The 21,715-nt window shown below is 69.7% G+C and carries 24 protein-coding genes; 9 read left to right on the forward strand and 15 right to left on the reverse strand.

Annotation, left to right across the window (positions count from 1 at the left end):
* Window positions 1–236: 236 nt before the first annotated feature.
* The 4 genes from ACWIHT_RS06740 to ACWIHT_RS06755 all read right to left on the reverse strand — a co-directional run bounded on the left by ACWIHT_RS06740 (window position 237) and on the right by ACWIHT_RS06755 (window position 4,222).
* On the reverse strand, window positions 237–1,283 hold the full coding sequence (locus ACWIHT_RS06740; protein ID WP_456165124.1) for a FecCD family ABC transporter permease: 1,047 nt from the start codon (window positions 1,281–1,283) through the stop codon (window positions 237–239).
* Window positions 1,280–2,269: a FecCD family ABC transporter permease gene (locus tag ACWIHT_RS06745; protein ID WP_456165126.1), complete on the reverse strand. Its 990-nt coding sequence runs from the start codon at window positions 2,267–2,269 to the stop codon at window positions 1,280–1,282. The genes ACWIHT_RS06740 and ACWIHT_RS06745 overlap by 4 nt, the downstream gene beginning before the upstream one ends.
* 19 nt (window positions 2,270–2,288) lie before the next feature.
* Complete coding sequence (locus ACWIHT_RS06750) at window positions 2,289–3,356, reverse strand: ABC transporter substrate-binding protein (RefSeq protein WP_456165128.1); 1,068 nt, start codon at window positions 3,354–3,356, stop codon at window positions 2,289–2,291.
* 92 nt (window positions 3,357–3,448) lie between these two features.
* The gene (locus ACWIHT_RS06755) at window positions 3,449–4,222 is read right to left on the reverse strand and encodes a hypothetical protein (RefSeq protein ID WP_456165130.1); all 774 of its coding nucleotides are present in this window, start codon (window positions 4,220–4,222) and stop codon (window positions 3,449–3,451) included.
* A 68-nt stretch (window positions 4,223–4,290) separates the two neighbouring features.
* On the opposite strand from ACWIHT_RS06755, the gene ACWIHT_RS06760 reads away from it, so the two are divergent.
* Window positions 4,291–5,067, forward strand: a complete 777-nt coding sequence (locus tag ACWIHT_RS06760; RefSeq protein ID WP_456165132.1) for a hypothetical protein — start codon at window positions 4,291–4,293, stop codon at window positions 5,065–5,067.
* Between the two features lie 60 nt (window positions 5,068–5,127).
* Window positions 5,128–5,640 (forward strand): peptide-methionine (S)-S-oxide reductase MsrA, encoded by a 513-nt coding sequence (msrA, locus tag ACWIHT_RS06765; RefSeq protein ID WP_456165134.1) that lies wholly within the window; start codon window positions 5,128–5,130, stop codon window positions 5,638–5,640.
* 66 nt (window positions 5,641–5,706) lie between these two features.
* On the opposite strand, the gene ACWIHT_RS06770 is transcribed toward msrA (ACWIHT_RS06765), so the two are convergent.
* The 4 genes from ACWIHT_RS06770 to ACWIHT_RS06785 all read right to left on the reverse strand — a co-directional run bounded on the left by ACWIHT_RS06770 (window position 5,707) and on the right by ACWIHT_RS06785 (window position 7,995).
* Entirely contained in the window at window positions 5,707–6,231 is a 525-nt protein-coding gene (locus ACWIHT_RS06770; RefSeq protein ID WP_456165136.1) for a cupin domain-containing protein, read from the reverse strand.
* The gene (locus tag ACWIHT_RS06775) at window positions 6,224–6,967 is read right to left on the reverse strand and encodes an NAD(P)-dependent oxidoreductase (protein WP_456165138.1); all 744 of its coding nucleotides are present in this window, start codon (window positions 6,965–6,967) and stop codon (window positions 6,224–6,226) included. The genes ACWIHT_RS06770 and ACWIHT_RS06775 overlap by 8 nt, the downstream gene beginning before the upstream one ends.
* 177 nt (window positions 6,968–7,144) lie before the next feature.
* On the reverse strand, window positions 7,145–7,483 hold the full coding sequence (locus tag ACWIHT_RS06780; protein WP_456165140.1) for a hypothetical protein: 339 nt from the start codon (window positions 7,481–7,483) through the stop codon (window positions 7,145–7,147).
* Window positions 7,480–7,995 carry a DUF6232 family protein gene (locus tag ACWIHT_RS06785; protein ID WP_456165142.1) on the reverse strand — a complete coding sequence of 172 codons (516 nt, stop codon included), beginning with the start codon at window positions 7,993–7,995 and terminating at the stop codon, window positions 7,480–7,482. Before ACWIHT_RS06785 ends, ACWIHT_RS06780 begins: the two co-directional genes overlap by 4 nt.
* Window positions 7,996–8,270: 275 nt before the next feature.
* On the opposite strand from ACWIHT_RS06785, the gene ACWIHT_RS06790 reads away from it, so the two are divergent.
* Window positions 8,271–10,733: a PA14 domain-containing protein gene (locus ACWIHT_RS06790; RefSeq protein WP_456165144.1), complete on the forward strand. Its 2,463-nt coding sequence runs from the start codon at window positions 8,271–8,273 to the stop codon at window positions 10,731–10,733.
* Window positions 10,734–10,749: 16 nt separating this feature from the next.
* Here ACWIHT_RS06790 and ACWIHT_RS06795 read toward each other — a convergent pair whose 3' ends face one another.
* Entirely contained in the window at window positions 10,750–11,343 is a 594-nt protein-coding gene (locus ACWIHT_RS06795; RefSeq protein ID WP_456165146.1) for a DUF4291 domain-containing protein, read from the reverse strand.
* Between the two features lie 138 nt (window positions 11,344–11,481).
* On the opposite strand from ACWIHT_RS06795, the gene ACWIHT_RS06800 reads away from it, so the two are divergent.
* The gene (locus ACWIHT_RS06800; RefSeq protein ID WP_456165148.1) at window positions 11,482–11,877 is read left to right on the forward strand and encodes a DUF6234 family protein; all 396 of its coding nucleotides are present in this window, start codon (window positions 11,482–11,484) and stop codon (window positions 11,875–11,877) included.
* A 25-nt stretch (window positions 11,878–11,902) separates the two neighbouring features.
* Here ACWIHT_RS06800 and ACWIHT_RS06805 read toward each other — a convergent pair whose 3' ends face one another.
* The 3 genes from ACWIHT_RS06805 to ACWIHT_RS06815 form a co-directional block, all read right to left on the reverse strand.
* A complete protein-coding gene (locus ACWIHT_RS06805; RefSeq protein WP_456165150.1) occupies window positions 11,903–13,048 on the reverse strand; it encodes a hypothetical protein in 1,146 nt (381 codons plus the stop codon).
* A gap of 351 nt (window positions 13,049–13,399) precedes the next feature.
* Complete coding sequence (gene msrA / locus ACWIHT_RS06810; RefSeq protein WP_456165151.1) at window positions 13,400–14,104, reverse strand: peptide-methionine (S)-S-oxide reductase MsrA; 705 nt, start codon at window positions 14,102–14,104, stop codon at window positions 13,400–13,402.
* 81 nt (window positions 14,105–14,185) lie between these two features.
* Window positions 14,186–15,304: a hypothetical protein gene (locus tag ACWIHT_RS06815; RefSeq protein ID WP_456165153.1), complete on the reverse strand. Its 1,119-nt coding sequence runs from the start codon at window positions 15,302–15,304 to the stop codon at window positions 14,186–14,188.
* A 140-nt stretch (window positions 15,305–15,444) separates the two neighbouring features.
* Here ACWIHT_RS06815 and ACWIHT_RS06820 point away from each other — a divergent pair, with 140 nt between their 5' ends.
* Window positions 15,445–16,599: a cystathionine gamma-synthase gene (locus ACWIHT_RS06820; RefSeq protein WP_456165155.1), complete on the forward strand. Its 1,155-nt coding sequence runs from the start codon at window positions 15,445–15,447 to the stop codon at window positions 16,597–16,599.
* A gap of 9 nt (window positions 16,600–16,608) precedes the next feature.
* On the opposite strand, the gene ACWIHT_RS06825 is transcribed toward ACWIHT_RS06820, so the two are convergent.
* From ACWIHT_RS06825 to ACWIHT_RS06835, 3 genes are all read right to left on the reverse strand, one after another.
* Window positions 16,609–16,857 (reverse strand): hypothetical protein, encoded by a 249-nt coding sequence (locus ACWIHT_RS06825; RefSeq protein WP_456165157.1) that lies wholly within the window; start codon window positions 16,855–16,857, stop codon window positions 16,609–16,611.
* Between the two features lie 25 nt (window positions 16,858–16,882).
* Entirely contained in the window at window positions 16,883–17,386 is a 504-nt protein-coding gene (locus tag ACWIHT_RS06830; protein ID WP_456166001.1) for a sigma factor-like helix-turn-helix DNA-binding protein, read from the reverse strand.
* A 120-nt stretch (window positions 17,387–17,506) separates the two neighbouring features.
* On the reverse strand, window positions 17,507–18,004 hold the full coding sequence (locus tag ACWIHT_RS06835) for a MarR family winged helix-turn-helix transcriptional regulator (RefSeq protein ID WP_201049884.1): 498 nt from the start codon (window positions 18,002–18,004) through the stop codon (window positions 17,507–17,509).
* A gap of 163 nt (window positions 18,005–18,167) precedes the next feature.
* Here ACWIHT_RS06835 and ilvA point away from each other — a divergent pair, with 163 nt between their 5' ends.
* The 4 genes from ilvA (at window position 18,168) to ACWIHT_RS06855 (ending at window position 21,633) form a co-directional block, all read left to right on the forward strand.
* On the forward strand, window positions 18,168–19,397 hold the full coding sequence (gene ilvA / locus ACWIHT_RS06840; RefSeq protein ID WP_456165159.1) for a threonine ammonia-lyase: 1,230 nt from the start codon (window positions 18,168–18,170) through the stop codon (window positions 19,395–19,397).
* A 201-nt stretch (window positions 19,398–19,598) separates the two neighbouring features.
* A complete protein-coding gene (locus ACWIHT_RS06845) occupies window positions 19,599–20,630 on the forward strand; it encodes an ATP-binding cassette domain-containing protein (RefSeq protein ID WP_456165161.1) in 1,032 nt (343 codons plus the stop codon).
* Entirely contained in the window at window positions 20,627–20,830 is a 204-nt protein-coding gene (locus ACWIHT_RS06850; RefSeq protein WP_456165163.1) for an integral membrane transport protein, read from the forward strand. Before ACWIHT_RS06845 ends, ACWIHT_RS06850 begins: the two co-directional genes overlap by 4 nt.
* Window positions 20,831–20,853: 23 nt before the next feature.
* Entirely contained in the window at window positions 20,854–21,633 is a 780-nt protein-coding gene (locus ACWIHT_RS06855; RefSeq protein WP_456166003.1) for an ABC transporter permease, read from the forward strand.
* Window positions 21,634–21,715 lie beyond the last annotated feature (82 nt).

Genomic DNA, 21,715 nt, shown 5'->3' on the forward strand with positions numbered 1-21,715 from the left:
GCAGTTCCCCGCGCCCCTAAAGGTCGGATCAGCACAGGCGCTTTGAGGGGTGTGGTGCGTTGTGGTTGGCCGCGCAGTTCCCCGCGCCCCTGAAGGTCGGACTAGCGGAGGCGTTTTTAGGGGTGTGGTGCGTTGTGGTTCCCCGCGCCCCTGAAAGACGCAGGGCGACCGGTGTTTTTTAGGGGCGCGGGGAACTGCGCGACCAGCCCCCACCGGCCCGCACTCGCCGACGAACCTCAGCTTCCCACCCTGTTTCGCCCCAACAGCCACAACAGGTACGGTCCCCCGACCAGCGACGTCAGTGCCCCTACCGGAACCTCCAGTGGGGGCAACACCGTCCGCGCAGCGAGATCCGCCGTCACAAGAATCACCGCCCCCGTCAACGCCGAGCACAGCAACGGCAGTTGAGGCGTACGGGTGAGCCGCCGGGCCAACTGCGGCGCGGTCAGCGCGACGAACCCGATCGGCCCGGCCGCCCCCGTCGCCGTCGCGGCCAGCACCACCCCGAGGACCGTCAGCGCGAGCCGCGTCCGGTCCACCCGCACCCCGAGCGACGCCGCCGTATCCGCGTCGAGCCCGAGCGGCCGTACCGCCCGGCTCGCCCACACCAGCGCGGGCAGACACACCAGCAGTACGACGGCCAGCGGCCCCGCCTGCTCCCAGCCGCGCCCGTTGAGCGAACCGGTCAGCCACAGCTTCACCTGCTCGGCCGCCTCCAGCTCGCTGTCCGCGAGATACAGCTGCACTACGGCCGACAGCGCGACCCCGATACCGACTCCGGTCAGAACGAACCGACTTGGCTGCATGCCGTGCCGCCACGCCAGCACGTACACGAGCGCGGCGGCGGCGAGGCCGCCCACCACCGAGACGACGGGCATCGCACCCGGCGAGGCGACAAGACCGGTGGACAGCGCGAGCACGGTCGCGGCGGCGGCACCGTGCCCGACCCCGATCACGTCCGGGCTGGCCAGCGGATTCCGCGTGACGGTCTGCACCAGCGCCCCCGCGAGCCCCAACGCCACCCCGACCAGCGCCCCGAGTGCGATCCGGGGAACCCTCAACTCGTTGACGACAAGGTCGTATTGCCCCGAACCCGTACGCAGCGTGTGCCACACCTCGGTGGGCGGGATGTAGGTCTGCCCGAGACAGGCCGCCGCGCCCATCGCAACGGCCAGCAGCAGTACGAGAGTTACGGCCACCCATGCCGAACGGCGGTGCAGGAGCAGGGAGATGGTGGGGCGGGGGCGCAGGACCGTGACTCCGGTGACTCCGGTGGTGCTCATAGCGCGGTTCCCCGGCGCCGTACCAGCACCACCAGCACCGGTACCCCCACCAGCGCCGTCATCACTCCGGCCGGTACCTCCGCCGGTGCCCGTACCACCCGGCCCGCCGCGTCCGCCGCGACCAGCAGCGCCGCGCCGAGCAGCGCCGACAGGGGCAGCAGGGAGCGGTGTCCGCCCGAGGTGAGGCGCCGGGCCAGGTGCGGGACGGCCAGGCCGACGAACGCGATCGGACCGGCCGCGGCCACCGCCGACGCCACCAGCAGAGTCGCCCCGAGCGCCGCACACACCCGCACCACCCCCACCCGATGCCCCAGCGCCCGCGCCGTCTCGTCCCCGAGCGCCAGCGCGTCCAGCCCACGCGCACAGGCCAGCACCAGCACCGCGCCCGCCACCAGGAACGGCAGCATCTCCACGACGGTGTCGGCGTCCCGCCCGCTCAGCGAGCCGACCTGCCAGAACCGGAACTGGTCGAGCGTGGCCGAGCTGGAGGTCAGGAGGACGGTCGTACCACCGGCCGTCATCGCGGACAACGCCGTTCCGGCCAGGGCGAGTTTGACCGGGGACGCGCCGCCCCGGCCGCGCGCGGCGATGCCGTAGACCAGGCAGGCGGCGAGGACGGCACCGGCGAAGGCGTACCAGACATAGCCCTCGAAGCCGCTCGCGAGGCCGGTCGCGATGGCGAGGACGACACCGGCCGCCGCGCCCTGGCTGAGGCCGAGGATGCCGGGGTCGGCGAGCGGGTTGCGGGTGACGGCCTGGAGTGCGGCGCCCGCCACGCCGAGCGCAGCGCCCGCCGTCAGCCCGATCTCGGTGCGGGGCAGCCGCAGCGACCGTACGACGAGCGCGTCCGGTGAACTCCCGCCGTGCAGAAGGGCGTTGAGCACGGCGGACGGGGGGATCTGGCGAGTGCCGACGGCGAGGCTGAGCAGCACGGCGGCGGCCACCGCGAGGGTGGCCGCCGGCCAGGCGAGGCGTTTGAGGGTCATGACCTTGTGTAAGAACTCGCTACTTGCTGATGTCCTCGGCGAGTTGGAGGACGACGAGGCGGGCGGCGGTGGGGCCCGCGTTGAGGTACCAGGGGTCGTCGTCGACCTTCACCGCGTGCCCGGCCTCGACCGCCCTCATCGACTTCCACAGCGGTCCGGCAAGGACGCTCGCCGCGTCGGTCTTGCCCGCGTCGCCCTGCACCGAGTAGAAGATCCAGTCACCGTCGGCCGAGTCGATGCTCTCCGCGCCGATGTCCTGCGAAATCGCCTTGAACTGCTGCGACTTGGGCCGGTCGAGCCCCATGTCGACGGCGATGGAACCGGTGAAGGAGGAGACGCCGAACATCCGGGTCCGGCCGGGCGTGAACCGCAGCATCGACACCGAGGTCTTCGACAGCGCCTCGCCCTTCTCGTGCGCGTCCTCGACGATCCCGTCGAGCAGCTCCTGCGCCTGCTCGCCCTTGCCGATCGCGTCGCCGACGAGCAGCAGGTCGCGCTTCCAGTTGATGCCGTTGCCGGCCGTGATGACGGTCGGCGCGATCTTCGAGAGCTTGGGGTAGAGGTCGCCGAGCGAGTCGTTGGCGAGGATCAGGTCGGGCTTCGCGGCGGCCAGCGTCTCCAGGTTGGGCGCGGTGCGCGTGCCCGCGTCCGTCATCGCGGCGAGCTTCGACTTGTCGGAGGGGAAGGCCTTCGCGAGGTAGTCCGGGACGAGCCCGGCGTTCTCGGCGCGGGTGGTGACCGCCGGGACGGTGCCCAGGGAGAGCAGGTCGTCGAGCTGCCCGGTGCTCAGCACGGCGATCTTCGTGGGCTTCGCCTTGATCGTCGTCTTGCCCTCGAAGTGGGTGACGGTCCGGGGGAAGGTCCCGTCCGTGTCGGTGTCCGCGCCCATGCCGGTCGCGAGGGTGCTCGGTGCGGCGGACGGGCCCTCGGAGGCGCCGATCACCTTGTTCTGCGAGCCCTCGCTCGTCTTCTCGGCATCGTTGTCGGCGGAGGAGGACGAGCACCCGGCCAGCAACCCTCCGACGACGGTCACGGCGGCCACCGCCGTGACAGCCTTCCTGTTGAACGCGCGCACTGTCACTGTCACTCCGACTCTCCGCTGAAAACTGGCCAGGTAAGGCTTACCTTAGCTTGCCGTCGGGGGTGGGTCGGACAGGGGGTTCGGCGGGGTCGATGGGTTCAGCGGGCGGGAAACGACTCGCCGGCTCCGAACGACCGTACGAGCACACCGCCGCCGTCCGGGGCGGGCCGCACCGAGTGCGCGCGCCCCAGCCCGGAGACCTGCGCACGGCCGTCCGCCGCCACCTCGACCAGCGTGTTCTCGTCGACGGCGACGCCGTGCGGGAGCCGATGACGGGCGACGGCGGCGATCAGCCGGGGCAGCGTCCCCCACTGCGCCGCGTGCACGTCCACGGCGAAGGGCACGAGCCCCAACCCCGGTCGTACGGCGATCTCTTCGAGGTCCTCCGCCGTGTCCTCCGGGCACACCGCGACACCGTCGAGCCACCAGCCCCCGACGACGGCCGACCGCGCGGCGAGGGCCGCCCCGGCGGAGAACCCGGCGTACGGGACGCGCCGTTCGGCGAGGAGGCCGGGCAGCGCGTCGAGACAGTCGGCGAAGGCGTCCTGATAGGCGGGGGTCAGCCCGCCGCACACCAGCAGCCCGTCGGCGTCCGGGACCGCGCCGAGGTCGAAGCGCCCGCCGATCGGCACCAGCGACGGTACGGGTGCGCAGTCGGCGGCGGCCCTCAACGTGGCGTCGTAGCGCGCGAATTGACGGTCCCCGTCGCCCTCGCCCTCGTCGACGATCACGCACGCGATGCGGGGCGCGGAGCGCGCGGAGCCGCCCGCTGCGCGCAGGAAGGGTTCGTAGACGACGGGGGTGCCCCATCCTCCGCCGATCAGGAACGTACTGGGGACAGGGGGCCTGCTCGGCTTGCTCGGCTCGCTCACGCACGCATCAAAGCCCGTCGCCGAGGCCCTGTCACACTCTTTTGCGGCCGACTGGAATCATGGCGCGCATGGACATGGACTGGTCACGTCTGACCCACGCCTACGGTTCCGCGGCCGATCTTCCGGAACTCTTCGAGTCGGTGGGCGATCCGGAGGCGGCCGACTGGGCATGGGAGGAGCTGTGGTCCAGCCTCTACCACCAGGGCACGGTGTACCCGGCCAGCTTCGCCGCCCTGCCCGCTCTGACGGACATCGCCGTGGGGCGCGGGCCAGGTGATCACCGGCACGCGATCGCGCTGGCCGGCGCCATCGTCGCCAAGGAGGAGCAGCTGCACGAGCCGGGGTACGTCCGGGCGCACTACTCCGCCGAACTGGACGAGCTGCACCGGGCGACCCTCCACCGGCTGACGGCCGACGCCTTCGAGGCCGACGACCACACCTGCCTCTATCCGCTGGAGTGCCTGCTCGCCTTCGAGGGGGAGCGGGTGTGGAGCGACCGCCTGCTGCCCGCCTCCCACGACGTGGAGTGTCCGTCCTGCTCGCGGAGCCTGGAGATCGACGTGTACGGCGACGACTCGGGCACGCGCCGCCGCGACCCCGAGCGGCGGATCATCCGCGTCAACCGCAGGGGCCCGACCCTGACCGGGCTCACTCCGGCGGCACCGGCCGAGCTGCCCCCGCTCGCGTCCCGCCTCCACGGCATGGCCGTCGCGGCGGGCCAGCCCGAGGCCGCCGACCATCTGACCCGCCTCTTCGGCCGTACGACCTGTCCGGACTGTGCGGAGGACTTCTCGGTCGCCGAGCAGATCGAGAGGTACTTCCTGCGGTCGGGTACGGAATCGTAGGGCGTCCCCGAACGTTGTGGACTGTGGGTGACCGAGCCGACAGAAAGTGGAGGGATCGCGATGGCTGCGCAGACGCAGAGGGCCGTACTGGCGGGCGGATGTTTCTGGGGTATGGAGGAGCTGGTCCGCCGGCTCCCGGGCGTGACGGCGACCCGCGTCGGATACACCGGCGGTGACGTGCCGAACGCGACCTACCGCAACCACGGCACGCACGCGGAGGCCATAGAGATCCGCTACGACCCCGAGCAGACCGACTACCGGGCGCTCCTGGAGTTCTTCTTCCAGATCCACGACCCGAGCACCAAGAACCGCCAGGGCAACGACATCGGCCTCAGCTACCGCTCGGCGATCTACTACGTGGACGACGAGCAGAAGCGGATCGCCGAGGACACGATCGCCGACGTGGACGCCTCCGGCCTGTGGCCCGGCAAGGTCGTCACCGAGGTGGAGCCGGTCGGCCCCTTCTGGGAGGCCGAGCCCGAGCACCAGGACTACCTCCAGCGTTACCCGGACGGCTACACCTGCCACTTCCCCCGCCCGGGCTGGCGCCTCCCGGCCCGCACGGAGGGCTGACGCCGAGCAGGCCCGGCGGGAGCCACGGCCGACCGGCCGGGGCTTCGCGGCCGGGCCGTGCCCGCGTTATCCGTGGTCCTGTGGTGTCTCCTCGTAGGCGATTTCGTGCGAGATGTCGTACGAGGTGTCGTTCGAGATGTCGTAGGCGATGTTGTAGGGGGCCGCGATCGGGTTGATCTTCGCGGGATCCAGCCGTCCGTCGGTGAGCACGGTGGGCCCGGCCTCGAACAGGTCCTCCAGATACAGCTCCCAGCCACCGGGTGAGGAGATCTGTAGGACCCTCGGCGGTGGGTCGGAGGCGCGGCGGAGCGCGTGCGGGACGCCGTGGGGGAGCAGCACGAACGATCCCCTCGGTGCCAGGTGGACGGTGTCGTCGAACTCGATCTCCAGGACCCCGTCGAGGACGTAGACACCCTCGTCCGCACGGTGATGGGTGTGGCGCGGGATGTCCCTGTCCAGGACCACCTCCAGCAGCGAGAACCGTCCGCCGGTGTCGTCGGTCGTCGCCTTGACGCGGAACGCGGGCGGCAGCGGGATCCGCCCCGGCCGGGCGGCACCGGGCGCCAGCAGGACGAACCGTTCGTCAGCCATGGACGCGCTCCTTCGTGTCCCCGCTCTTCTCGCCCTTGCCGCCGAACGCCTCGTTGCGGATGAGGTCCAGGAAGCTCGGGGTGTTCTGCGTGGTGCGTACGTCGATGAAGGCGCGCAAGGCAGCCACATGCCGGTCGTCCACGGCCTGCCGCAACAACTCGTGCGCGAGGTCGGCCCGTGCGGTGTACCGGCCGGGCAGGCGCTCCCTGCCCACCTGGTAGTCGCTCACCGCGTCGTTGTCGAACAGGCCGCCGGGGCGGATGACCGTCCAGTCGAGATCGGTCTCGCGGAGGATCTCCTCCATGCGCCGCATGTCGTCGTACACCGTGCGCCCCATGAAACGTACGACGGACGGTTCCAGCACCTTGCGGAACAGCACGCCCTCGCCGGGCGCCGCCGTCCCGAAGAGCACGGTCGAGGTCACGCCGACGACGCGTCGGACGCCGTGCCTGGCCATGGCTCGGGTGATGTGACGGATGCCGACGGAGTACACGGTGACCGGCTTTCGGCCGTAGGGCACGCCGAGCGTCGAGATCACGGCGTCCTGCCCGGCCACGGCGCGTTCGACCGCGGCGGGGTCGAGCACGTCCGCCTCCAGCACCCGCAGCCGTGGACCGCTTACCGGAAAGTTCTCGGGACGGCGCGTGACGGCGGTGACGGTGTGCCCCGCGGCCCCGGCCTGCTCGGCGGCCAGCCGCCCTGTTGTTCCGTTCGCCCCGAAGATGACGATGTTCACGGGGTCTCCCCTCTTCAAGTCGGTTCTGCCGACAAGAGGGCCGGGACGGAGCCGAGTGTGACGTCCGGTCCGCTTCATGGGCGGGCCGGCCGTAGCGGTGAACTGGCCGTAGCACCATGCGAGTTGCCGGTGCCACGGCCGTCCTCCTCCTCACTCACCGGGGATCGCCCCTCCGCGCTACGACGAGCCGAGCAGCGCCTTGATGGTGGCGATCACCGGGACTCCCGCCTCCCCGATGACGGCGGCGATGCCGGCGATCCTCCGCAGCAGCCTGCCGAATCGTTCCTCGGAAGGATTCGAACGGATCTCCTCGACCGTCGCGTCGACCTCCGCCCGATCGCTCGCATCCAGGTGCCGCCTCAACTCCTCGATCTCCTTGAGCAGTTCGGCGAGTGCCGACGGCCCCGCCTCCGGTCCCGGCCCGTGCTTTCCGCCGGTCACGATGTCGCCGGAGCCGCTGTGGGTGGCTTTGCCGATGCTTCCGGCGCCGTACTGGTGGAAGCTGTCGCCGCTCATGAGGCCGCGATGTTGCCGGAGCCGCTGTGGGTGGCTTTGCCGATACTCCCGGCGCCGTACTGGTTGATGAGGTCGCCCTGGACGGCGTGCTGCACGTTGTAGATCACCTGGGCGATGTCCGGGTGGCCGATCGCCTTGGTGATCTCGCCCACGAGATAGTGGATCTCGCCGTTGTCCGTGGACCACACGGCGTCGCGCTGAGTGCCGGAGGTGTTGAGGACCAGGCCGAACAGGTCCGGTTTGCCGAGCGCGGTGACGAGCCGCCAGATCAGCAGGGCCTCCAGGGCGAACAGGATCAGCACGCCGATGCTTCCTGCGCCGGCCGCCAGGAAACTGCCGAAGAACAGGCAGATGAGCGTGCGTACGATGAACTGCTTCCAGGCCGCCCTTCTGTCGACGGTCAGCTTGCGTTGTCCCACGTGGGAGATGTTGCGCAAGGGGTAGGCCTCGCCCGCCACCCATAAAACGCCTTCGTTCACCCGGACCTGAACCGCTGAGTGAGTGGGTGCCACCGCTGCCTCCTCTATCGCTTATCGGCAGAAACATGCCGAGATATCGGGACCGTAAGGTGATCGGCATCTCGGTGGTGGGCTTTGGCGTCTTTTCATCCTGATCGGTCAAATTACGTTCTCTTGAATGACGGTTGGCGCTGGCCGCGGTCATGCGATGCCCCGCCGTCGAAAGCGACAGAAAACCGTTCGGCCGTACAACCACCGGCCGCTCTCATGAATCCCCTATCCGGTAGGACTGCCTGCGGGGGCGGTCACGTGTCCAAAAGGGGACGTCAGTGAGCAGTGTCGGAAGATCCCGTCTGGCCGCCGCGACCGCGGTGGTGACCGTGCTGACGGGCGGTCTTGCCGCGGTGGTCACCTCGCCGGCGTCGGCGGCGGCCTGCGCGACGAACACGTACACCCGGCAGTTCTTCGCGAACACCGGTTTCTCGGGTGCGCCGAAGCGCACGGACTGCGACACGGCGATCAGTGAGAACTGGGGCGGCAACTCGCCGGGGGTCGCGGGCGTCGGCAAGGACAACTTCGGCGTCCGCTGGACCGTGACCCGTGACTTCGGTTCCGGGGGGCCTTTCGCGTTCGTCGCGTCAGGCCAGGACGGCATCCGCGTGTACCTCGACGGCACCCGCGAGATCGACCTGTGGAAGAACGGGACCAACACGGTCTCCAAGACCGTCAACCTGACCATCCCTCAGGGCGCACACACGCTCCGCGTCGACTACGTCAACTGGAACGGTGCCGCCGCCGTCAAGTTCGCCTACACCCCGCGCACCGGAACCGCCGTGGACCGCGTCGCCCCGCTCGCGCCCACCGGGCTGTCGATCGCGCGCGACGCCGCGACCGGACGGAACTTCCTGCGCTGGGCGGCGAACAAGGAGATGGACGTGGCCGGTTACCGCGTCTACCGCCGAACCCCCGACCAGACCACCTTCGGCAGCCCCGTCGCCACCGTCACCGGCACGACCTTCACCGACACCACCGCCGGCACGAGCACCCACCTCTACGAGGTCCGCGCGGTCGACACATCGGGCAACACCTCCGCGGGAACGGCCGACGTCTCGGTCACCGGCAACCCGACCTTCCTGCGCCAGTACTTCGCCGACACCGCCTTCACCGGCACCCCGAAGCGCACCGACACCGACGCCGCGATCAGTGAGAACTGGGGCGCGAACTCGCCGGGGGTCGCGGGCGTCGGCAAGGACAACTTCGGCGTCCGCTGGCAGATCACCCGCGACTTCGGCTCCGGCGGCCCCTTCACGTTCACCGCGTCAGGCCAGGACGGCATCCGTGTCTACCTCGACGGCACCCGCGAGATCGACCTCTGGAAGAACGGCACCACCACCGTCTCCAAGACGGTCACCCTGACCATCCCTCAGGGCACACACACGCTCCGCGTCGACTACGTCAACTGGAACGGTGCCGCCGCCGTCAAGTTCGCCTACGCGCCCGGCGCACCGGGCCCGGACAACGTCGCCCCGCTCGCGCCCACCGGGGCGAAGGTGACGTACGACCAGGCCGCCGGATCCGCCACCGTCACCTGGGCGCCCAACAAGGAGATGGACCTCGCCGCCTATCCCTACCAGGTGTACCGGCAGATCGGGGACGGCGGCTGGATCTCCATGGGGCCGACCGCCAAGACCACCTGGACCGACCCGGACGTGGCATCCGACGGCAGGCCCCGCCAGTACGCCGTCCAGGCCGCCGACCGCGGCGGGAACGCGTCCGCGCGGACCCCCGTCCTGACGGTCACCCCGCCCGACACCATCATTCCGGCGGCACCCGTCCTCGCCGTGTCCCACAAGTCCGGGACGGCCGCCTCCCTCGACATCAGCTGGTACCAGCCCAGCGAAAGCACCCTGGACGAACTGCGCACCGGCGGCACCCTCACCCTCTACCGCGCCACCGGCGCCACCCTCGGCGACGACCCCGGACTCCTCGCCACGGTCACGGCGGCCTCACCGTCGATCGACAGCTACACGGACGCACTGCCGGCGTTCGACGGCACCACCTACACCTACGCCGCCGTGGTCACCGACGCCGCCGGCAACGTGTCCCCGATGTCGGAGCCGGTCACGGTGACCCCCGACAGCGTCCCCCCGCCCGCACTCACCGGCCTGACCGCGACCTCGCGTGCCGACGGCACCGTGCTGAGCTGGGACGCCCCCGCCGAGAGCGGCCTGCGCTACGTCGCCGCCCGCGTCGTCCGGCGGCCCGACGGCAGCATCCACTACGACTCCACCGGGTGCGTCGACGCCGGAACGACGTTCCCGGAACGGGACGTACCGAACGCGCTGCTGTGCGAAGGACCCCCGGACGGCGAAACGGTGACCTACTTCGTCGCGGCGCTCGACCGGTGGGACAACCACATCGCCTGGGCCGACGCCCCGACGGTCACCGTCACCGAACCCGACAACAGGCCCGACGACGCCCGCGGCGAGAACACCGGCCCGCTCACCGTCGTCAACCCCGCCAAGGTGGGCGACCTCGGATACGTCCAGTGGACCTGCGACGACGCGACCCTCTGCGCCGGCATCACCGAATACCACCTCGACAAGTGGAACCCGTCCACCCGCGCCTACGAACGAGTCAAGACGGTCGCTAGCTCCCAAGGCCCCCTCTACAAGGCCTACGTCCCGTTGGTCCGCGGCGATACGACGTACTTCCGGATCACCGGAGTCCTCGCCGACGGCACCACCGCCGCGGTGACCTACGCCGCCGGGGCCTACGGCATCAGTCTGTGAGGCGCAGGGGTCGCCGTCATTCCAGGAGGTGGGCGAGCGACTCCTCGCCGACGGGATAAGGGAGTTCCTGGGGCAACAGCCGCGCGGCGGAGTCCAACTCGCCACGGCTGACGAGCGCGTGGACCTCGTGGGCGAGCGGGGTCACGTCACGGATGGCGACCGTCCACTCGTCCGCGTAGCGCCGTATGGCCTCACCGGAGAGACCCAACTGAAGGGATCGGTACGGCAGGGGCTGGAGGCGCGCGTCCCGCTCGGGGTCCCACTGAACGCGGGTGGGCGCGCGCCTCAACTGACGCTGCCAGGCGGCTCGGTCGGGGTGCACCCCGCGGACGTAGCTCGACAGACAGGCGTGACGCAGCGCCCACTCGAAGCCGTCCCGGCCGATCTCGACGGCGAGGACGGTCTCCTGCCCCGCCTTCGTGCCCCAGCCGCAGCGGTACATCATCCACAGGAACGATGGCTTGATCCATGTCATCCTGTCCCGCTTCCACCCGGCGGGGAAACGGCCGTCGCGGACGGCGGGCAGGCCGATCTCGGGGGAGTACGCCTGGTAGACGGTGATTGTGGTTTCCGAGTAGGCGGCGCGGATCGTGTGTCGCGGTTGTTCCATGGCGTACAGGGTGGGGTCGGCCGGTTTCGGGCGGCCACCGATTTTCTCCCGCCGTTCGCCGCGACGGGGAGCGCCGGCCTGTCATCGGGCAGGCGGATGCCTTGAGTACGGGTACTCATGACTCCGTGTGCCTGCCGGATGGAGTCTGGCCGGGTGAGTACAGATCCTGAACGTACTGGTCGGGCCGTGGCCGTGTCCGTGGGCCTGGCTGTTTTCGAGCTGTTGGCTCTGGGCCTGATCTGGTTGTCCTGGATGTCGTCCTACTGGTCGGCCTTCGACGCGCAGGACTACGGCGCCCGGCCGGGTCCCTACCTACAGAAGGCCGTGTTCGTGGCGGCAGCCGCCCTGATCGCAGCTGTTGTGGCCGGAGTCCGCCGGGTACCTGTGGTCGCCGTCACCCAACTTGCCGTGGTCCTCGCCATATGCGCGGCCCTGACCGGGGCGAAGGCCGCAGGTGAACGCGTTTACGAGTCCTCCTACCGGGATGCCTGTCTCTCAGGTCTGGCCTGTGACACACCTTCGCCCCCGCGATGAGCTGTTCCTCCGGTCACCTGACTCGTCAGCCCAGCAGGTCGACGACCTCAAGGTAGTCGGCATGGGCCTCGCCGTACTGTTCGGCGGCGACCAGGAACATGGAACGGTCGGTCAAGGCCCGTCCCAGTGCCTCCCGGCTTTGATCCGCGCCCACCACGTCGGCCAACTGGCGTGCGAGCAGCACCCCTTCGTCGAAGATCGGGCGGAGCGGCTTCAGGACGGGGTTGCCGCGCTTCGTCCAGTTCAGGGCTGAACGGATCGTCAGCCTTCGGTGCTGAGCCACCAGCGCCGGAAGGTGTTCGCGGGGGTCGCTCCCGGCCGCCTCTCTCAGAGCGGCGACCTGTTCTTCGAGGATGGGCAGGCTGTCGAGGTACGTCTGCTTGATGTCGGGTGACCAGTCGAGGAACGGCGTGCCGAACGGGGGCGCCGGGGCACTCGGACGGCCCACGGGTTCCGCCGACCGACCCGACAGGGCGTACAGAGTGGTCCACCACGACTGGAGGTTGCCCCCGTTCCCGCGTTCCCCGGTCTTGTCCAGCTCGGAGAGGAAGGCCAGGGCGTCCTGTCGGGCCTCGTGGGCCTCGCCGTGGCGCCCGGCGGTGTCCAGCATCCCGGCCTGGTGGACCAGTTGCCATGACAGGATGGCCAGCGGGGAGCTTCGCTCGTAATCGACTTCGGTACGGCTGACGTCAACGATCTCCGCGAACGCCTCCAGGGCCGCGTCGTGACGTCCGGCGGCATCCAGTTCGGCCGCCCATGCGACCGAGGTCCAGAAAGAGACCTTCGCCGGGCCCTCCGAGCGAGCGGCGTGGACCAACTTCCCGCACAGCTCCGCGGCCTCCTGATGACGCCCGTCCTCGGCCAGTACGACGGCCAGCGGCCCGTGCCCGTACACGGAACTGGGCACCTGCCCATGGGCGAAACCCCACCGCCCGGCCTCGGCCATCTCCTCGCATACGGCCAAGCCTTCTGCCCGTCGTCCGACGGCGTACAGCTCGTACCGGTACGAGGACAGAGCACGTACCAGCAGTGTGGTCCTCTTCGGATCGCCGGCGTCGACGCGCCGTGCCGCGGCAACAGCCTCGGCACGGCGAGCCAACCAGACCTCTGGCAGGTTCCGGGCCTCCGGCTCGTATCCGTACGAGAGCAGTGCCTCTGCCAGCTTCGGCATATAGGTCAGGGGACTGACCACCGCAAGCACTCGGTACGCCTCGACCTGTTGGCCGACGCTCAGTCGTCCCGATCCGAGCAAGATCGTCCGCGCCCGCATTACTTCGTCATGATCGACCTTTTCCGCGTGATCCATGACAGCGATTCTGAGAGCCGGGGCAGGGGCCGGACAAGGCTGCTGACCTGTGCGATCGGTCCTACGAAAACGGCCTCCGAGCTGTCATGATGGAGACGACATCAACACTCGGCCGCCCAACGGACGCAGACGAACGACGACACCTCCCCGTGACGGGGAGCGCCGACTGCGGCGCCGTGCGGCCGGCCGGTCCCACGGCTCATCAGCACCTCGGGCCTACATCTCCGTGTTCGTGTTCGTGGCCGTGTCCGTGGCCTTCGGCGTCGGAGCGACACCCGTCGGGCAGGACACCCCGGTCCCGCCGATCCCGCAGTACCCCGCCGGATTCTTCGCCAGGTACTGCTGGTGATGTCCCTCGGCCGGATAGAACGCCCGCCCCTCCGCCGGCAGTATCTCCGTGGTGATCGTCCCGAAGCCTGAGCGGGTGAGGACCTGTTGGTAGGCCTTGCGGGAGGCTTCCGCCGCGGCTGACTGCGCGGGGGTGTGAGGGTGGATCGCGGAGCGGTACTGGGTGCCCACGTCGTTGGCCTGGCGGAAACCCTGGGTCGGGTTGTGGGACTCCCAGAACGTCTTCAGCAGCTTCTCGTAGGAGATCAGCGCCGGGTCGTAGACCACCCGGACCGCCTCCGTGTGGCCGGTCAGGCCAGAGCAGACCTCCTCGTAGTGCGGGTTCTCCGTGTAGCCGCCCTGATAGCCGACCAACGTCGTCCACACACCCACCGGGAGCTGCCAGAACTTGCGCTCGGCACCCCAGAAGCAGCCCAGCCCGAAGTCCGCGATCTCCAGATGCTCGGGGTAGGGGCCGAGCAGCGGGGTGCCGAGGACGACATGGCGGTCGGGGACCGCGAACACCCGCTCCGGCCGGCCCCGCAGAGCCTGCTCGGGGGTCGGCAGCTGAGGTGTACGGCTGTGCAGGAACATGCGCTCTCCCAACGGGCCTCGGGGTGGGTCCGGGGCCGAAGTGTCAACGGGCGGGGCGCATCGAGAATTCCGGCACCGCCGTCAGTGCGGCAGGCTCGCCGGACTCCCGCCGTTCGCCTCGTAGCCCGCCACCGCCAGCGCCCGGTAGACCGCGAACTCCGCCGCCGGATCGGGCGACAGCGTCCAGGGAAGGGCCCCGACATGGCCGTCGATGTGTATGAGCTGGTTCATCGCCTCGAACCAGCGCTCCGCGCGGACCAGGAAGAACACCAGCAGATGGCGGACGTGCGCCAGCATCGGGTCGTCGGGGCGGGCCGCGTGCACGGCGAACAGCGCGCCGTGGATCGCCTTCTCCACGACCTCGCTCTGGTAGAAGCTGCTGACCAGATTCACCTCGGGGAGGTGCTCGAAGACCGCGAAGAGCGGCATCGCGGCGAGCAGCGACCCCTGCGGGGCCCGCGCGGCGGCCGCCTCCGCGAACGAGTTCGCCAGCGCGCGCGAACCGTGCCACTTCTCGCACCAGTACTGCAGGGCCGCCAGATGCGCCCCCATGTGGGCCGGCGCACGGTCCAGGACCTTCAGCCACAGCTGCTCGAACTCCGGCTGCGGATACGCCAGTCCACGAGCCACCGACAACTCGACGATGTACGGGACCGGGTCACCGGGGGAGAGCAGCGCCGCCTGCCCGCAGGCGTCCCTCGCCTCCTCCATGATGATCCGGAACTCGTCCGTCCCCCGCGTCGACGTACGCCACGCCTGCTGCACCAGGAACTCCGCGTGCACGGCCGCGCCGCCCGCGTCCTTCAGATGCTCGGCCCGCCACACCCGCAGCCACTGCCCGCCCGGCGTCTCGCTGACCCCGCCGGGCCGCTGCCGCAGCTCCAGCGAGGCGGCGCCCGCGAAGGCCTGCACCCGCTGCCAGCGCAGCTCGCCCGTGATCTCGGTGCCGGCTAGCAACTGCATCGCCGCGCGGTAGTCCTGCGTGCGCTGCACCAGGTCGAGGACGTCCAGCAGGTCCTGGTCGGGGCCGGGCATACGGACGTCCAGCTCCTCCTCGCGCACGAAGCCGTAGGTCGCCGGGTCCGCGGCGTCCGGATGGCCCGGCGAGACCTGCTCGATCGCCCCGCGCCTGCGCCGCAGGAACGGGATCAGCACGAAGCCCATCATGAGCAGCGCCATCAGGACCCAGAGAATCTCCATGCCTCAAGCGAACCAGACGCGTCCGACAATTGGCCAACCCGGCCCACCGCCCTGTGGAAAACCACCACCGCTCCGCCCCACCGCCCTGTGGAAAACCTCCGGATCGTCGTACACCCCGCGAGCGCATTACGCTCGGCCCCATGAGCGACAGGCACATCAGTCAGCACTTCGAGACCCTCGCGATCCACGCGGGCAACACCGCCGATCCCCTCACCGGCGCGGTCGTCCCCCCGATCTACCAGGTCTCGACCTACAAGCAGGACGGCGTCGGTGGTCTGCGCGGCGGCTACGAGTACAGCCGCAGCGCCAACCCCACCAGGACCGCCCTGGAAGAGAACCTCGCCGCCCTGGAGGGCGGTCGCCGAGGTCTCGCGTTCGCGTCCGGACTGGCGGCCGAGGACTGCCTGTTGCGTACGCTGCTCAGCCCCGGCGACCACGTCGTCATCCCGAACGACGCGTACGGCGGCACGTTCCGGCTGTTCGCGAAGGTCGTCTCCCGGTGGGGCGTCGAATGGTCGGTCGCCGACACCAGCGACCCGGCCTCCGTACGGGCCGCCATCACCCCGAAGACCAAGGTCGTCTGGGTGGAGACCCCCTCCAACCCGCTGCTCGGCATCACCGACATCGCGGTCGTCGCGCAGATCGCCCGGGACGCGGGCGCGCGGCTCGTCGTCGACAACACCTTCGCCACGCCCTACCTCCAGCAGCCGCTGGCCCTCGGCGCGGACGTCGTCGTGCACTCCCTGACCAAGTACATGGGCGGCCACTCGGACGTGGTCGGCGGTGCGCTGATCGCGGCCGACGAGGCGCTCGGCGAGGAACTGGCGTACCACCAGAACGCGATGGGCGCGGTCGCCGGGCCCTTCGACTCCTGGCTGGTGCTGCGCGGCGCCAAGACGCTGTCGGTCCGCATGGACCGGCACAGCGAGAACGCCACCAAGGTCGCCGACATGCTCACCCGGCACGCGCGCGTGACGCGCGTTCTCTACCCGGGCCTCCCGGAGCACCCCGGTCACGAGGTCGCGGCCAAGCAGATGCGGTCCTTCGGCGGCATGATCTCCTTCCAGGTCGAGGGCGGCGAGGAGGCGGCCGTCGAGGTCTGCAACCGCGCCAAGGTGTTCACGCTCGGCGAGTCCCTGGGCGGCGTCGAGTCGCTGATCGAGCACCCGGGACGCATGACGCACGCGTCCGTCGCCGGTTCGGCCCTGGAGGTCCCCGGCGACCTCGTACGCCTCTCCGTGGGCATCGAGAACGTGCAGGACCTCCTGGAGGACCTGCGGCAGGCGCTCGGCTAGAACCCGCTCTCACCAGCCCGTCAGCGGTGGAGTCGTCTCCGACGGCGGCTCCACCCAGGGATGCGCCATCAGCGCCCACACGGTGAACGCCACCACCGCCGCGCACATCAGCATCCACATCAGCCGCCGGGCGGCCATCCGCCGACGCAGCATCCGGCCGCCGCGGCGCACCACGTCCGCGTACAGCTCAGGCGGCACCTGCGGCGGAGTCCGATCCATGATCCGCCGTACGGCCGCCTCCCGCTCGGGCCTGTTCACGCGCGCGTACCCCCGTCCAGCGACCTCATGACGGAGCCACCTCGGCCTTCGCCACCTTCGGCACCGGAGGGCGCGGCGGATGCAGCAGCCGCGCCGTCGCCCGCTCGCAGATCGTCCGGACCCGTTCCGTGGGCAGCCCGAGCAGTGCGGCGGCCTGTTCCTCCGCGACCCCCTCGTACAACCTGAGGACCACGATCAGCCGCTCCTGGGGCGCCAGAGCGCCCAACGGGCTGTCGGGGTGCGCGCGGCCCCGGCCGAGACCGCCGTACTGGTGCCAGGCCGCACGCGCGAAGCGGCTGGCCAGATACTGCCGGGCACGGTCGTACGGGTCCTCGCCGCGCAGCCGGTCCCAGCACGCGTACGTGTGGGCCAGCGACAGCGCCAGCAGGCGTTGCGCGCGCGGGTTGTCGTCCGCGGCCTCCGCGGTGAGCAGGGTGGCGGCGTGCAGGAGCCGCCCTGCCGCGCCCGCGACGAACGCCTCGAACTCACGGGCCCGGCGGGCGCCTTGGGACACCTGCCGTTCACGCACCATGCCCTCCCACCTGATGGACCCGGTTTCATATGAGGCCAGGGCCGTCGTGAGGTCAAGAGTTCGGTACGAAGGGGCGGGAGGCGGGCACCACGCGCGTGTGCCCGACGCGCCGAGGGATCAGGAAGCGGACGACGGCTCGTTGCCCGGCATCGCCATCCGCGCGGAGAGGGCGCTGTTGAAGCGTGTGAGGAGCGTGCAGAACGCCTCGCGCTCCTCCGGCGCCCAGTCGTGTGTCAACTCGTCCATCAACTGACGCCTGGACGACCGGACTTCCTCCAGCCGCGACTGCCCGCGCGGGGACAGCTGCAACACCACCGCGCGGCCGTCCTCGGGGTGCGAGGTGCGCTTGACGAGCCCGGTGTCGACGAGCGGAGCCACCTGCCGGGTGACCGTCGAGGAGTCGATCCCCATACTCGCGGCGAGCGCCTTGACGCCCATCGGACCTTCCTTGTCCAGGCGGTTGAGCAGCAGATACGCGGCGCGGTCCATGGAGTTGCGCACCTGTCCGACTCCGCCGAGCCGGGTCTGTTCGGCACGGCGCGCGAAGACCGCCACCTCGTGCTGCAGCGTGTCGAGGAGACCGGGTTCACCGACGGTCGTCATGTCCATCGACATTTCAGGTGTTGTGGGCATGGCCGGGGGCTCGCTTCATGAAGGGGGTGCTGGGTTGGGGGACAGGGTACGCGGATGGAACGCGGCCCGTACCGGCGCTGCGCAAACCAGTCTCGGAGCTTGGTCACAACAGTGGCGGGCGCCTGTGAACTGCGATGCTTGAGTCATGAGCTACAGCACGGCTGACTCCTTGCGACCCGTCACCCTCGACGATGTACGCGGCGCCCAGAAGATGCTCACGGGCGTGGCGCGGGTGACCGCGATGGAAGGCAGCAGGCACCTCACCCAGCTCGTCGGCTCACCGGTGCACTTCAAGTGCGAGAACCTCCAGCGCACGGGCTCCTTCAAACTGCGCGGCGCCTATGTCCGTATCGCCGGACTGCTCCCCGAGGAGCGCGCCGCCGGAGTCGTCGCCGCGAGCGCCGGCAACCACGCCCAGGGCGTCGCCCTCGCCTCCGCACTCCTCGGCGTGCGCTCCACGGTGTTCATGCCCAAGGGCGCGCCCCTCCCGAAGATCAGCGCCACCAAGGAGTACGGCGCCGAGGTGCGCCTGCACGGCCACGTGGTCGACGAGACGCTGGCCGCCGCGCAGGAGTACGCCCACGAGACGGGCGCGGTGTTCATCCACCCCTTCGACCACCCGGACGTCATCGCGGGCCAGGGCACGGTCGGCCTGGAGATCCTCGACCAGTGCCCCGAGGTGCGCACGATCGTCGTCGGGATCGGCGGCGGGGGACTCGCGGCCGGTGTCGCGGTCGCCGTGAAGGCGCTGCGGCCCGACGTGCGGATCGTGGGCGTGCAGGCGGCGGGCGCCGCCGCGTTTCCGCCCTCGCTGGCGGCCGGACGCCCGGTGTCGATCCAGCACCCGGCGACGATGGCCGACGGCATCAAGGTCGGCAGGCCCGGCGACGTGCCGTTCGCGATCGTCGCCGATCTGGTGGACGAGGTCCGCACCGTCACCGAGAACGAACTGTCCACCGCGCTGCTGCTGTGCCTTGAGCGGGCCAAGCTGGTCGTCGAACCGGCCGGTGCCAGCCCGGTCGCGGCGCTACTGAGCGATCCGCGGAGCTTCGAGGGACCGGTCGTCGCGCTGCTGTCCGGCGGGAACGTCGACCCGCTGCTGCTCCAGCGCATCCTGCGCCACGGCATGTCCGCGCAGGGCCGCTACCTGGCCGTGACGCTGCGTCTGACGGACCGGCCGGGGGCCCTCGCGACGCTTCTGGGGGTGTTGTCAGTGGCGGACGCTAACGTCCTCGATGTGAGCCACGTCCGGACCGACCCACGGCTCGGGCTCACCGAGGTGGAGGTCGAGCTGCACCTGGAGACGAAGGGGCCGGTGCACTGCGCCGAGGTCGGTCAGGCCCTGCGCGACGCGGGGTACACGGTCATCGACTGAGGTCTGTCGCCTGAGGCCCATTGACCGAGGTCAGGGCCTGTTCGTCACCTGTTCCGTCACTCGTTCGAGAAAATCCATTGAGAGACGCGATACATCGCGTTATGGTGTGTCTCGCTGTGCCGTTCCTGTGAAAAACGGGAGGCGGAGCATCCTGCGCAAACCTAGGCTTTTCGAAGAATCCCCGACGACGTGGAGACTGATATGCCAGGCGCCATCTATGCCGAAGGCCTGGTGAAAACCTTCGGCGATGTGAAAGCTCTGGACGGCGTCGACCTCGATGTCCCCGAGGGCACCGTGCTGGGCCTGCTCGGGCCCAACGGCGCGGGCAAGACGACCGCCGTCCGCTGTCTGACCACCCTGCTGCGCCCCGACAGCGGCAAGCTGACCGTGGCCGGCCTCGACGTGCTCAAGCAGCCCAACGAGGTACGGCGTTCCATCGGCCTCTCCGGCCAGTTCGCCGCGGTCGACGAGTACCTGACCGGCAGGGAGAACCTGCAAATGGTCGGCCAGCTCTACCAGATGAAGGCCAAGGCCGCGAAGGCCCGGGCCGACGAACTGCTCGACCAGTTCAACCTCGCGGACGCCGCCGACCGTACGGCCAAGACCTACTCCGGAGGCATGCGCCGTCGGCTCGACCTCGCGGCGGCCCTGGTCGTCTCCCCGCCCGTGATGTTCATGGACGAGCCGACCACCGGCCTCGACCCGCGCAACCGCCAGATGCTGTGGGAGGTCATCAAGCAGCTGGTCTCCGGCGGCACGACCCTTCTCCTGACCACGCAGTACCTGGAAGAGGCCGACCATCTCGCGCACGACATCGCGGTCGTCGACCACGGCAAGGTCATCGCCCGCGGTACCTCCGACCAGCTCAAGGCCCGCACCGGCGGCGAGCGCGTCGAGGTCGTCGTGCACGAGCGCGACCACATCGAGATCGCCTCCGCCCTCCTGGACAAATACAGTCTGCGCGGCTTCGGCAAGGGCGACACCGCCGTCGAGGAGCACACCCGCAAGATCACCACGCCCGTTTCCGGCGGAGCCAAGCTACTCGCCGAAATCATCCGCGAGCTGGACACCGAGGGCATCGAGATCGACGACATCGGCCTGCGCCGCCCCACCCTCGACGACGTGTTCCTCTCCCTGACCGGCCACCTGGCCGAGGAGAAGACCGAGGACAACGGCGCGGACACCGCCCCGGACACCAAGGACCGCAAGCACAAGAAGGAGGCCGCGAAGTGAGTGCCGTCACCGACGCCGTGCCGATCGCGGCACCGAGCAGCGCGCTGGGCCAGTCCGTCCACGACTCCCTGGTCGTCGCCAAGCGCAACCTGATCAGAATGTCCCGGATTCCGAATCCTGTTCGCGCGCATCGATCAGATTGCACCTCGCCGAGCATCCGAGACCGGCGGCCCAACTCCTTGAAGGAGCAGGTCAAGTGAGCGCTGTGAACGACTCCCTGGTCATGGCTCGCCGGAACTTGATTCGGATGAGCAGGATTCCCGAGATGATCCTGTTTGGCCTGATCCAGCCAATCATGTTCGTGGTGCTGTTCACCTACGTGTTCGGCGGCTCGATGCAGATCGGCAACAGCACGAACCTGGACGTCTACAAGAACTTCCTGATGGCCGGCATCTTCGCCCAGACCGTCACGTTCGCCACCGCCAGTTCCGGGGCCGGCATAGCCGACGACATGCACAAGGGCCTCATCGACCGCTTCCGTTCCCTGCCCATGGCGCGTGGTGCGGTACTGACTGGACGGACCGTCGCGGATCTCGCGCAGACGGCCTTGACGCTACTCGTCCTCGCGATCGTCGCGTTGATCGTAGGTTGGCGCCCCGGCTCCGTGGACCCGACCAACTTCGGGAAGATCCTGGGCGGCTTCGGCCTGCTGCTCCTTCTGGGATACGCGTTCACGTGGATCGGCGCGCTGATCGGTCTGTCGGTGCGCACGCCGGAAGCGGCCACGTCCGGTGGGCTGATCTGGCTCTTCCCGGTGACGTTCATCTCGAACGCCTTCGTGGACTCCAGCAAGATGACGCCTTGGCTGCGGCACATCGCGGAGTGGAACCCGTTCAGTGCGACTGTGCAGGCGTGCCGGAAGCTCTTCGGCGACCCTGGGCTGTCCCCGTCCGACGCGTGGCCGATGCAGCATCCGGTGTGGGCGTCGCTGATCTACTCGGTCCTGATCATCGTTCTTTTCCGTACGCTCGCGGTTCGCAAGTACCGAAGGACGGCTAGTTGATGGCTTTGCCTACCGAGAATTGCCATCACACGCCACGAGCGCATACGACAGGTTGAGTACGCTGGGATAGATGAGCTAAAGG

Source organism: Streptomyces sp. NPDC002276, from assembly GCF_053891435.1.